Source organism: Bradyrhizobium sp. WSM2793, assembly GCF_000379585.1.
Lineage (GTDB): Bacteria > Pseudomonadota > Alphaproteobacteria > Rhizobiales > Xanthobacteraceae > Bradyrhizobium.
Map to the genome: position 1 here is coordinate 49,925 of NZ_KB902777.1, position 12,971 is coordinate 62,895.

Below are 12,971 nucleotides of genomic sequence, written 5' to 3' on the forward strand. Positions count from 1 at the left end.
TACGCTAATCCGCCCTACAGCGCTGCGGCTTCAATGCAAAGCTGCTACTCCGCCGCCTCGCTCGTGCTCCTTCGCTTCGGCTTCCGTGCCTTCTTCAGCACCGGCTCCAGGAATTTGCCGGTGTAGCTCCGCGGCGCCTTGGCGATGTCTTCCGGCGGGCCCCAGGCGACGATCTCGCCGCCGCCGTCGCCGCCTTCGGGGCCGAGGTCGATGACCCAGTCGGCGGTCTTGATGACTTCGAGATTGTGCTCGATGACGACGACCGTGTTGCCCTGCGCGACCAGCTCGTGCAGCACCTCCAGCAGCTTCTTGACGTCGTGGAAGTGCAGGCCGGTGGTGGGCTCGTCCAGGATGTAGAGCGTGCGGCCGGTGGCGCGCTTGGACAGCTCTTTTGCCAATTTGACGCGTTGCGCTTCACCGCCCGAGAGTGTTGTCGCCTGTTGGCCCACGTGAATGTAATCGAGACCGACGCGGTGCAAGGTTTGAAAAGTCTCGCGCACGCGCGGCACCGCCTTGAAGAACTCGGCGGCTTCCTCGACGGTCATGTCGAGCACGTCGGCGATTGACTTGCCCTTGAACAGGACTTCGAGCGTCTCGCGGTTGTAGCGCTTGCCCTTGCAGACGTCGCAGGTGACGTAGACGTCGGGCAGGAAGTGCATCTCGATCTTGATGACGCCGTCGCCCTGGCAGGCCTCGCAGCGGCCGCCCTTGACGTTGAAGGAGAAGCGGCCGGGCTCGTAGCCGCGCGCCTTGGACTCGGGCAGGCCGGCGAACCATTCGCGGATCGGCGTAAAGGCGCCGGTATAGGTTGCAGGGTTCGAGCGCGGGGTGCGGCCGATCGGCGACTGGTCGATATCGATGATCTTGTCGATGTGCTCGAGGCCCTCGATGCGGTCATGCGGGGCGGCGCCCTCGCTGGCATTGTTCAGCTTGCGGGCGATGGACTTGTACAGCGTGTCGATCAGCAGCGTCGACTTGCCGCCGCCGGACACGCCGGTGACGGCGGTGAACAGGCCGAGCGGAATTTCGGCGGTGACGTTCTTGAGATTGTTGCCGCGCGCGTTGACCACCTTGATGGTGCGGCGGTGGTTCGGCGGGCGCCGCTCCGGCACCTCGACCTCGAGCTCGCCGGTCAGGTACTTGCCGGTCAGCGATTTCGGGTTGCGCATGATCTCGGCGGGCGTGCCTTCGGCAATGATGTTGCCGCCATGCATGCCGGCGCCGGGGCCGATGTCGAGGACGTGGTCGGCGAGCAGGATGGCGTCCTCGTCATGCTCGACCACGATCACGGTGTTGCCGAGGTCGCGCAGTCGCTTGAGGGTGTCGAGCAGGCGGGCGTTGTCGCGCTGGTGCAGGCCGATCGAGGGCTCGTCCAGCACGTAGAGCACGCCCGTCAGGCCCGAGCCGATCTGCGAGGCCAGGCGGATGCGCTGGCTCTCGCCGCCGGACAACGTGCCGGAGGAGCGCGACAGCGTGAGGTAGTTGAGGCCGACGTCGAGCAGGAAGGTGAGGCGCTCGCGGATTTCCTTCAGGATGCGGCCGGCGATCTCGTTCTGCTGCGCGTTCAGCGCGTCAGGCACGGTCTCGAACCATGCACCGGCGCCCTTCACGGACAGCTCGGAAATCTCGCCGATATGCTTGCCGCCGATCTTGACGCAGAGCGCCTCGGGCTTGAGCCGAAAGCCCTTGCAGCCCTCGCAGGGCACGTCGTGGAAATACTTCGCCAGCTCCTCACGCGCCCACTCGCTCTCGGTCTCGCGGTAGCGGCGGTTGATGTTGGTGATGACGCCCTCGAACGGCTTCTTGGTGTCGTAGGAGCGCACCCCGTCCTCGTAGGAGAACTTGATCTCGTCCTCGCCGGAGCCGTGGAGGATGGCGTTCTGAGTCTTCTTGGCCAGGTCCTTCCACTTGGTGGTCAGCGTGAACTTGTAGTGCTTGCCGAGCGCGGTCAGCGTCTGCACGTAATAGGGCGAGGACGATTTGGCCCAGGGCGCAATCGCGCCCTTGCCGATGGCGAGCTCCTTGTCGGGGATGACGAGATCCTCGTCGACATGCTGCTCGACGCCGAGGCCGCCGCAGGCTGGACAGGCGCCGTAGGGGTTGTTGAACGAGAACAGGCGCGGCTCGACCTCGGGAATGGTGAAGCCGGAGACCGGGCAGGCGAACTTTTCCGAGAACAGGATGCGCTCGGGTCCGCTCTTGTCGTGGATCTTGGCGGTCTTCTTTTTCTCTTCCGCGGGCGCGGCCGCGGGTGCGTCGGCGAACTCGACGACGGCAAGGCCCTCGGCAAGCTTCAGCGCGGTCTCAAAGCTCTCTGCGAGGCGCTGGCCGATGTCGGCGCGCACCACGATGCGGTCGACCACGACGTCGATGTCGTGCGGGAATTTCTTGTCGAGAACAGGCGCTTCGGCGAGCTCATGGAAAGTGCCGTCGATCTTGACGCGCTGAAAGCCCTTCTTGAGCCATTCGGCGAGCTCCTTGCGGTACTCGCCCTTGCGGCCGCGCACGACCGGCGCGAGCAGATAGAGGCGGGTGCCCTCGGGCAGCGCCAGCACGCGGTCGACCATTTGCGACACGGTCTGGCTCTCGATCGGCAGGCCGGTGGCCGGCGAATAGGGCACGCCGACGCGCGCCCAGAGCAGGCGCATGTAGTCGTAGATCTCGGTCACGGTGCCGACGGTGGAGCGCGGGTTCTTCGACGTCGTCTTCTGCTCGATCGAGATCGCCGGCGACAGGCCGTCGATCTGGTCGACATCAGGCTTCTGCATCATCTCGAGGAACTGGCGCGCATAGGCCGACAGCGATTCGACGTAGCGGCGCTGGCCCTCGGCGTAGATGGTGTCGAAGGCGAGCGAGGATTTGCCGGAGCCGGAGAGGCCGGTGAACACCACCAGCTTGTCGCGGGGAATCTCGACGTCGATGTTCTTGAGGTTGTGCTCGCGCGCGCCACGGATCGTAATTGCGCGCAGGCTGGAGCCCGCGTTCTGTTGTTGGCGCTTCGCCTTGATCACTTCATCCATCCGAGTTGCCCTCAAGGAATCCCATGGGTGCGCGACCGCGCCAATAAAAAAGGCGCGCTCGCCCGGAACCGGGATCGGCGCCGATGGGGTTGTCAGCGAACGTAGGAAGAACGGAGACGGATTTCCAGTGGGACTTGCGAATCGTCAACGGAATGTTGGCGCGCTGGCGGCATCTGGCAGCAGGAGCTTTTCGGAACTGCGCGGCAAGGTGCCGCGAAAACAAAAAGGCCGGCGCAAGGCCGGCCTTTCGTGACGATGGCACGTCGGTAGCGATCAGGACTTCAGATCAATACCGGGCGACCACGGGGCCGCCGAAGGTGTAGTTGAGGCGGACGGTGCCCATGTCGACGTCCTGCTTGATCCGGTCGATGCGGTCGTTGACGCCGAGGATCGTGAACGAGTTGTTGCGCTTGCCCATGAACAGATGGTCGTATTCGATCGCCACGGACCAGTTCGGTGCGAAGCCGAATTCGATGCCGGTGCCGACCGCGCCACCCCAGCGGGTCTCGCTCGCGCTGTCGAGGACGACGCCACCCAGCAGACCGTTATATTTGGCGTGCGTGACGGCCGCGCCACCCTTCACGTACCAGAGCACGTTGTTCCAGGCATAGCCGACCTGGCCGGTGAACAGGCCAATTGCGTCGATCTTGGTCTGGTTGACCAGCGGGCCAAGCACCAAGCTCGTATTCGAGCCCTTCAGGTTGGCCCAGTCGCCCTGAGCTTCGAGGCCGAACACCCAATTGGCCGACTGCCAGCGATAACCGACCTGGCCGCCGACGACGCCGCCGGTCGCATTGTGACAGCCTTCAGCCGTGTCCGGACCGGCAATGCCGAAGATATTGTTGACGTCCCAGCAGTTGCGGCTCGAGGCGCCGCCGCCGTTGATACCGATGTAGAAACCGCTCCAATTGTACATCGCGATCGGCGCGACCGGAGCCTTGGTGTAGGGGCGGGCCGCCAAATCGGCCGCCGAGGCGGGTGCCAACGCGCTAAGTGCGAACAAGCTGGCCGAAGCCAGCAAAAGCTTCTTCATATCCATTCCCCAGTTCCGTTTCTCTTTCTGGACTTCCGAAAAGCGGAAGAGCCAGCGGACCTATGACCCGACTAATGTCATTGCTTTACACCATTAAAGCCAAAGGTTGTGTCACCCGGGGGCCACATCTCTGCGAAAACGCGAGCGGGCCGGTTGGCGCGCAAAAAACAAAAAGGCCGGCGCGAGGCCGGCCTTTCGTAACGCGAGGCGTTGAAGTGTAGCTTAGTACTTGGCGACCACGGGGGCGCCGAAGTGATAGTTCACGCCGACCTGCACGGTGTGGAAGTTGAGCGTGCCGGTGGTGACCGGAGCGCCGAGACCGGAGAAGTAGGTCTCGCCGCCGAGGCTGCGATAGAGGTACTCGCCCTTGACCGACCACTGCGGAGCGAAGAACGCCTCGACGCCGGCGCCGACGGTCCAGCCCGAGTGGAACTTGCTGTCGGAGACAGTCACGCCGAGCGCGCTGACGCTGACCTTGTTGTCGATCCAGGCGTAACCACCGGTGCCGTAGAACAGCACGTTGTTGACGGCCCAGCCGATGCGGCCGCGGACGGTGCCGAGCGCGTCGGTCTTGGACGACACGGTGATGCCGAGAGCAGTCGCCGAGGCGCTGACGTCAGCCCAGGAACCATCGGCCTCGATGCCGAACACGACGTTGCCGGCCTGCCAGTTGTAGCCGGCGGTGCCGCCGACGAAGCCACCCTTCATCTTCGGGTCGCCGGAAGCGTTTTCCCAGGCGCCGCCACCGACGATACCGAGATAGAAGCCGGTCCAGTTGTAGACGGCAGCCGCCGGAGCGATCGGAGCCTTGGTGTAGGGGCGGGCTGCGAGGTCGGCCGCCGAAGCGGGCGCAGCGAGAGCGAACAAACAGGCCGAAGCCAACAAAACCTTCTTCATTTTCAACTAATCCCAGTCCCAGTTTCTGTTGTTGCCTTCCTGACCGGAAGGGCAGCGGACTCAACGGCCCAACTAACGCCGTGCTTACACCACTAAAGCCGCAAGTTGTGTCTCCGAAAAGCCACAGCAGTCGAAAAGGTGATGGTTACTGACTTATTGCCCCCCGTTCATGTCTCGCCAAACGAAAAAGGCCGGCGCGAGGCCGGCCTTAGACGTCAATGATGTCAGAGGAATATCAGTACCGCGCGACGCCCTGCGCACCCCAGTTGAAGTGATAATTCACGCCTGCCTTGACCGTGTGGACGGTATCGGTCCACTCGGACCGGTTGGTCACGACGGGGCTGTACTGAATCGTGCTCTTGCCGAAATCGATATAGTTGTATTCGACCTTGGCCGACCAGTTCGGAGCGAACATGTATTCCGCGCCGGCGCCGACGGTCCAACCCCAGCGGGTGTTGTTCTGGATGAAGACGTTTCCGGGGACGCCATCGTAGCGATGCTGAATGTCGCCGACCGCAGCGCCGCCGCTGACGAAGAAGAGAGCGGGGCCGGTCGAGTAGCCGAGACGGCCCTTGATGTCGCCGAAGCCGCGGATTCTCGTGAAATAGGTGTCGCCGAGGCCGGCATTGATCTCGGCCGAACGACCGTTGATGTCAGCCCAATGATAGTCGCCCTCGATGCCGAACACCCAGTTGGCCGCCTGCCAGTTGTAGCCGACCACGCCACCGACAAAGCCGCCGGTGGTGTCGTAGTTCTGACTTCCCGCAAAGAGCGCCGTATTCGGACCGCCAAAGAAGGTTTCGTCGCTGCGGCCCCAGGCACCACCGCCCTGCACACCGAGGTAGAAGCCGGTCCAGGTATAGATCGGAGCGGGGGGCGCGACCGGCGCCTTTGTATAGGGACGCGCTGCGAGATCCGCAGCACCGGCCGGAGCCGAGAGGGTCAGCGCAACCGCGCCGGCGAAGCCAAACAAAATCTTCTTCACTGTAATCTCCCCAGTCGTGTCCGCCTCTCTGAGTTCCCCAAGGCGGACGATCAGGCGCGAGGCCCATTGCATCAATTCCAGGCACGACGATAGCTCGATTCTGCGGCAGAGTCCGTGCCCGGAGTGCAACAGTCGGATGTAATCGACCTACCTCTAACTTAATGAATGTTAAGTAGTTTTTGCCGTTCACGGGAACCCGATTTGGTTCCATCCCGATTGCCATCGCAGCGCCATCTGGATGCCATCGCGTCTCCACATTTGGCGGCGATTTCTGAAGGAACAAATCTGGAACAGATCGCCGGTCGGTGCTATATGTGGGGATAACCTCGGGGGTGATGGGCTGATCAGCCCCTGCAAGCGTATAGGGTCGCCTTAACAGGGCGCAGAGGAACGCGGGCAGCGCGCTCGGCCTTAGGAAATTCAGTGGCATTCGGAGTGGAGAGCGGCGATGGCGGGAAGCGTCAACAAGGTCATTCTGGTTGGAAATCTCGGCAAGGATCCTGAAATCCGCCGCACCCAGGACGGGCGGCCGATCGCGAATCTGAGCATCGCCACCTCCGAGACCTGGCGCGACAAGAACAGCGGCGAGCGCAAGGAAAAGACCGAGTGGCATCGCGTCGTGATCTTCAATGAAGGGCTCTGCAAGGTCGCCGAGCAGTACCTGAAGAAGGGCGCGAAGGTTTACATCGAGGGCGCGCTCCAGACCCGCAAATGGACCGACCAGAGCGGCGTCGAGAAGTACTCGACCGAGGTCGTGCTCCAGGGCTTCAATTCGACGCTCACGATGCTCGATGGCCGTGGCGGCGGCGGAGGAGGCGGCAGCTTCGGCGACGAGCCGGGCGGCGATTTCGGCTCCTCCGGACCCGTCAGCAGCGCGCCGCGCCGTCCCGTCGCCGCCGGCGGCGGTGGCCGCAACAGCGACATGGACGACGACATCCCGTTCTGAGCACGGACCGGACGATCAGGGGGCGCTGCCGGCTGAGCGGCGCCTTCTCATTTCGTGTCAGCAAACCTTACTAATCGGCAGAAAGGGCTCGGGATTTCCGGGCCCGCTTCATGTTTGGGTTGAACTCGGATCGCCCAGCGCAATCGCGTCGAAGGGCGCGTTGGCGCGCGATTGACAGGGGTCCCAGAGGCGATTTCGGAAGGCCTGTTCCGGGTCCCTCCGAGACGCTCCCCTTAAGGCCGTAAGTTATTGGAAAAATAAGCGGAAAAAGCGCTTCCCTGAAGCCTGCGAGGGTGGTTATCAGGGTCTCGATGCGCTATATGATTCCCAGATAAAACCTCACCGGATTTCCCCTTGGCTGACGACGACGACAAGCCCGGCGACCAGCCGGGGCAACCCTCGGATATTCGCCCCGTCTCCATCTTCGAGGAGATGAAGAAGTCCTATCTCGACTACGCCATGAGCGTGATCGTGGCGCGGGCGCTGCCTGATGCCCGGGACGGTCTGAAGCCGGTGCACCGCCGCATCCTGTTCTCGATGAATGAGCAGGGGCACACGCCCGACAAGAAGTACGTCAAATCCGCCCGCGTGGTCGGTGACGTCATCGGTAAGTATCACCCGCACGGCGACCAGTCGATTTACGACGCCATGGTCCGCATGGCGCAGGACTTCTCGATGCGCGTGCCGTTGATCGACGGCCAGGGCAATTTCGGCTCGGTCGACGGCGATCCCCCGGCTGCCTATCGTTACACCGAAGCGCGCCTGACCAAGGCCGCGCTGGCCCTGCTGGCCGACATCGACAAGGACACCGTCGACTTCCAGCCGAACTACGACAACAACGAGACCGAGCCGTCGGTCTTGCCGGCCAAGTTCCCGAACCTTCTCGTCAACGGCGCCGGCGGCATCGCGGTCGGCATGGCCACCAACATCCCGCCGCACAATCTCGGCGAGGTCATCGACGCCTGCGTCGCGCTGATCGACAACCCCGCGCTCACCATCGACGAGCTCATCAACATCGTGCCCGGACCGGATTTCCCGACCGGCGGCGTCATTCTCGGACGGCAGGGCATCCGCTCCGCCTATCACCTCGGCCGCGGCTCGATCGTCATGCGCGGCAAGGTCGCGATCGAGACCATCCGCAAGGAGCGTGAGGCGCTCATCATCACCGAGATTCCCTACCAGGTGAACAAGGCGACGATGGTCGAGCGCATCGCCGAGCTGGTGAAGGAAAAGAAGATCGAGGGCATCGGCGACCTGCGCGATGAATCGGATCGCGAAGGCTACCGCGTCGTCATCGAATTGAAGCGCGACGCCGTGCCGGATGTGGTGCTGAACCAGCTGTACCGTTTCACGCCGCTGCAGACCAGCTTCGGCGTCAACATGGTGGCGCTCGACAGCGGCCGTCCTCGGATCATGCATCTGAAGGACCTGCTCGCGATCTTCGTCGACTTCCGTGAGCGGGTCGTCACGCGGCGCACCAAGTACCTGCTCGCCAAGGCGCGCGACCGCGCCCATATCCTGGTCGGTCTGGCAATCGCGGTGGCCAATATCGACGAGATGATCCGTGTGATCCGGACCTCGCCGGACCCGACCACCGCGCGCGACACGCTGATGTCGCGCGACTGGCCGGCCCGGGACGTCGAGGACATGCTGACCCTGATCGACGATCCCCGTCACCGCATCAGCGCGGACGGCACGATCCGGCTGTCGATGGAGCAGGCGAGGGCCATTCTCGACCTGCGCCTTCAGCGCCTCACCGCACTCGGCCGCGACGAAATCCGCGACGAGCTCGACAAGCTTGCCGGCGAGATCGCCGATTATCTCGACATCCTGCGCTCGCGCGAGCGCGTGCTGGGCATCATCAAGACCGAGCTTGCCGAGGTGAAAGCCGAGTTCGCCACCCCGCGGCGCACCGTCATCATCGAGCAGGAAGGCGAGGTCGAGGACGAGGACCTGATCCAGCGCGAGGACATGGTCGTCACGGTGTCCCACGCCGGCTACGTCAAGCGTGTGCCGCTGTCGGCTTACCGGGCGCAGCGCCGCGGCGGCAAGGGCCGCGCCGGCATGCAGACCCGCGACGAGGATTTCGTCAGCCGCCTGTTCGTGGCCTCCACGCACACGCCGGTCCTGTTCTTCTCCTCGCGCGGCCAGGTCTACAAGGAGAAGGTCTGGCGTCTGCCGATGGCCGCGCCGAACGCGCGCGGCAAGGCGCTGATCAACATCCTGCCGCTGGAGCAGGGCGAGCGCATCACCACCATCATGCCGCTGCCAGAGGACGAATCCACCTGGGGCGAACTCGACGTGATGTTCGCCACGACAGGCGGCAATGTCCGCCGCAACAAGCTGTCAGACTTCGTCGACGTCCGCCGCTCCGGCATCATTGCCATGAAGCTGGATGACGGCGAGTCGATCGTCGACGTGCAGATCTGCACCGAGCGCGACGACGTGCTGCTGACCGCCGCCGGCGGCCAGTGTATCCGCTTCCCGGTCCCCGATGTGCGCGTGTTCACCGGGCGCACCTCGATGGGCGTGCGCGGAATCGCGCTCGGCGAAGGCGACAAGGTGATCTCGCTGGCGATCCTGCGCCACGTCGAGACCACCTCGGACGAGCGCTCGGCCTACCTGAAGATGCGCCGCGCCGTCGCCGGCGAAGCTGCGGCCGAAGAAGCCGCCGCGGACGCCGAGGCCGAGGAGACCTCCGGCAGCTTCCAGCTCGCGCAGGAGCGTTACGCCGAGATGTCGGCGCAGGAGCAGGTCGTGCTCACCGTCTCCGTCAACGGTTATGGCAAGCGGACATTGTCCTACGAGTACCGCACCACCGGCCGCGGCGGCAAAGGCATCGTCGCCATGAGCGTCAACAACCGCAACGGCAATCTGGTCGCGTCCTTCCCGGTGGAAGATGCCGACCAGATCATGCTGGTCACCGACAAGGGCCAGCTGATCCGCTGCCCGGTCGAAGGCATCCGCATCGCCGGCCGCTCGACGCAAGGCGTGATCGTGTTCGACACCGCCGAGGACGAGCATGTCGTCTCGGTCGAGCACATCACGGAAGAGGCCGAGAGCGGGAATGGCGAGAACGGGAACGGGGCGTGATGCCCCGTTCTACACGCCATTCGCAAGCTCGCTCGTGAGGTCGGCAAGCGCCTCTCGCTTGCCGATCTGTGCCATCCAGCACCAGAGCTCCAGCGTACAGTACAGCCGATAGAGATCGAGCGTCTCCTGCCAGTCGGGGCGCCCCATCTGACCACAGCCGGCGAGCAATCCGTCGCGCTTTGGCGTATCCTTCGGCGTGAAATAGTACAGCGCCTTCGCGATATCCATCAACGGATCGCCCGATGTCGCGTTCTCGAAGTCGACGATGCCCGTCAGGCGTGGTGCGCCCTGCGACGTCACCAGCACATTGCCAGCATGGAAATCGTAGTGGCACAGTCGAGGGGTGATTGCTGCCTCGAACAGTTGCTGTCGTGCCGTGACGCTGTCGCGAAGACGCGCGGCTAAAGCTGGATCGCCGCCGCGTGTGAGAAACTCCCTGAGCTTTCGGTCGAACTGCGCCGACATGTAGGCCTGGTTGCTCGGATGCGCCGACCAGACGCCGTTGGGGCCGATATAGCCAAAGCTGTCGAGGGCGACGTCGTTGATCCGGCGTAGCGTCGCGCCCATCTCGGCGTAGATCGCAAACAGCTCGGTCTCCGACAGCGTTGCCTCGCGTCGGCCGAGTACCGTGCCGTCGAGCCGGGTCATGAGCAGATAGTTCAGCTCGATCGCCGTTCGCGTGTCGTCGGCAAGCAGGATTTTGGGAATGGACGTGCCGAGGTCTCGCAGGAGCCCCAGGACGTAAACCTCCTTGGCCATCTTCCATTGCAGCGATTCCGGATAGACCTTGAGGATGCAGGGGCGCGCATCCGCCAGCGCGATCTCGAGCACGGTGCTGATCTCCCCGCCATGTAGCTCTGTGATGCCGAGCAGCGATGCCTGCGGGTATATCCGGCGGATGATCGCGTGCACCTGATCGGCCGAGACCGGCAGGCGTGGCTTCAGCTTCAAGGAAGGAGCGTCACTGGTTGTCATGGCTTCAAGGTCAGGCTTGTATCCTGGATGGAGCGAAGCGAAATCCGGGTTCTCGCAAGGCTCAAAAGTCCCGGATTGCGCTGCGCTCCATCCGGGCTACGCGCCATGCCCTAAATCTCCAGCTCCGTGCCGAACTCCACCACCTGCTTGGTCGGAACGCCGAAGAACGCGGCCGAGCGTTCGGCGTTGCGCTGCAGGAAGGCGAACACGCCTTCGCGCCAGACCCACATGCCGGGAATGTCCTCGCTGGGAATGATGGTCTCGCGACCGACGTAATAGGTGATGTCGGAGAGGTCGATGCCGGGCAGCTTGCTCTGGCGACAGACGAGATTCAGGCCTTCATAGATCGTCGGGTTCTGCATGAAGCCGTAATGCAGGATCACGCGGGTGATGCCGGGAATGATGTCGATCACCTCGGCGCGTTCCTCGTCCGCGATGTGCGGAAGCTCCTCGATCAGCACTGTGACCAGCAGCACGCGCTCGTGCAGCACGCGGTTGTGCCTGACGAACTGGGTGAGCGCGAGCGGCACGCCGCGCGGTGCGGAGGCCAGGAACACGGCGGTCCCGGGCAGTCTTGCGCTGCACTTGTTCACGGCGGTCTCGATCAGGTCTTCCTCGGGCTGCCGGAGCCGGCCCCTCGCGGCCTCGACCAGCTTCACGCCGGCGCGCCAGGTCAGCATCAGGAAGGCGACGAGGCCGGCGAGCAGCAGCGGAAACCAGCCGCCCTCGAACAGCTTGATCGAGTTGGCCGAGAAGAAGATCACGTCGATGACGAAGAAGGCGCCGTTCACGGCCACCACGAGCCAGGGCGAATAGCCCCACTGGATCGCGACCAGCGCGGCGAGCAGCGTCGTGATCGCCATCAGCAGCGACACCGCGATGCCGTAGGCGCCGGCAAGCGCGTCCGACGTGCCGAAGCTCAGGACTGCCCCGAGCGTCGCAGCTGCAAGCAGCCAGTTCACCAGCGGCACGTAGATCTGGCCGATCGCGTGGCTCGTGGTGTGACGGATCAGCATGCGCGGCAGGAAGCCGAGCTGGATCGACTGCTGGGTCAGCGAGAACACGCCGGAGATGATCGCCTGCGAGGCGATCACGGTCGCGACCGTCGAGAATGCGACCAGCAGATAGTGCAGGGCGTCGGGGCAGAGCTGGAAGAACGGATTATCGATCATCGTGGGATCGGTGATCAAGAGCGCGGCCTGGCCGAAATAGTTCAGCACCAGCGCGGGCAGGCAGATGGCGAACCAGGCGAGGCGGATCGGCAGGCGGCCGAAATGTCCCATGTCGGCATACATGGCCTCACCGCCGGTCACCGCGAGAAAGGCCGCGCCGAGAATTCCGAACGAGATGTGGAAATCCTGGTGGATCAGGAAGTCGAAGGCATAGAGCGGGCTGAGCGCCGCCAGCACCGCCGGCGCCTTGACGATGCCGTGGATGCCGAGCGCCGCGAGCACGACGAACCAGGCCAGCATCACAGGCCCGAAGATGCGGCCGATGAAGCCGGTGCCCTGCTTCTGCATCATGAACAGGCCGATCAGGATGGCGACGGTCACGGGCACCACGGCCGGCGCAAGCGAGGGGGCGTCGACCTTGAGGCCCTCGATGGCTGAGAGCACCGAGATGGCCGGCGTGATCGCGCCGTCGCCATAGAGCAGCGCAGCGCCGACGAGCCCGACCACCAGGAGATGGGCGCGCCATGTGCCTGGCTGGGCGTGGCGGGCATGGAGCAGCGCCAGCAGCGCGACGATGCCGCCTTCGCCCCGATTGTCCGCGCGCAGGATCAACAGCGCATATTTCAGGGAGATGATCAGCAGCAGGGCCCAGAGGATCAGCGAGGCAATCCCCAGGACAGCATCGTGACTGAGTGTGCCGCCATGGGCAGCCGCCTTGGCGGCTTCCTTCAGGGCATAGAGCGGGCTGGTACCGATATCGCCATAGACCACCCCGAGGGCGCCCATCGTCATGGCAAGCGGTAGCGGATCAGGATGGTGGCCGGAAACGACAGCGGGCGTACTGGACAAT

8 protein-coding genes are annotated in these 12,971 nt (G+C 64.0%); 2 read left to right on the forward strand and 6 right to left on the reverse strand.

What is annotated here, in order from left to right; translation table 11 throughout:
• Positions 1-44: 44 nt before the first annotated feature.
• From uvrA to A3AS_RS0112450, 4 genes are all read right to left on the reverse strand, one after another.
• A complete protein-coding gene (uvrA, locus tag A3AS_RS0112435; protein ID WP_018317909.1) occupies positions 45-3,020 on the reverse strand; it encodes an excinuclease ABC subunit UvrA in 2,976 nt (991 codons plus the stop codon).
• Positions 3,021-3,306: 286 nt separating this feature from the next.
• On the reverse strand, positions 3,307-4,053 hold the full coding sequence (locus A3AS_RS0112440; protein ID WP_026201934.1) for an outer membrane protein: 747 nt from the start codon (positions 4,051-4,053) through the stop codon (positions 3,307-3,309).
• A gap of 222 nt (positions 4,054-4,275) precedes the next feature.
• Positions 4,276-4,950 (reverse strand): outer membrane protein, encoded by a 675-nt coding sequence (locus A3AS_RS0112445; protein ID WP_018317911.1) that lies wholly within the window; start codon positions 4,948-4,950, stop codon positions 4,276-4,278.
• Positions 4,951-5,185: 235 nt separating this feature from the next.
• The gene (locus A3AS_RS0112450; protein WP_018317912.1) at positions 5,186-5,935 is read right to left on the reverse strand and encodes an outer membrane protein; all 750 of its coding nucleotides are present in this window, start codon (positions 5,933-5,935) and stop codon (positions 5,186-5,188) included.
• A 448-nt stretch (positions 5,936-6,383) separates the two neighbouring features.
• Between A3AS_RS0112450 and A3AS_RS0112455 the strand changes: the two genes are divergently transcribed.
• Together A3AS_RS0112455 and gyrA are read left to right on the forward strand one after the other, a co-directional pair.
• A complete protein-coding gene (locus A3AS_RS0112455) occupies positions 6,384-6,881 on the forward strand; it encodes a single-stranded DNA-binding protein (RefSeq protein WP_018317913.1) in 498 nt (165 codons plus the stop codon).
• A gap of 354 nt (positions 6,882-7,235) precedes the next feature.
• Positions 7,236-9,974, forward strand: a complete 2,739-nt coding sequence (gene gyrA, locus A3AS_RS0112460; protein WP_018317914.1) for a DNA gyrase subunit A — start codon at positions 7,236-7,238, stop codon at positions 9,972-9,974.
• A gap of 9 nt (positions 9,975-9,983) precedes the next feature.
• Here gyrA and A3AS_RS0112465 read toward each other — a convergent pair whose 3' ends face one another.
• Both A3AS_RS0112465 and A3AS_RS0112470 read right to left on the reverse strand, forming a co-directional pair.
• The gene (locus A3AS_RS0112465) at positions 9,984-10,949 is read right to left on the reverse strand and encodes a phosphotransferase family protein (protein ID WP_049814861.1); all 966 of its coding nucleotides are present in this window, start codon (positions 10,947-10,949) and stop codon (positions 9,984-9,986) included.
• Positions 10,950-11,059: 110 nt separating this feature from the next.
• Entirely contained in the window at positions 11,060-12,913 is a 1,854-nt protein-coding gene (locus A3AS_RS0112470) for a potassium transporter Kup (protein WP_018317916.1), read from the reverse strand.
• Positions 12,914-12,971: the final 58 nt, after the last annotated feature.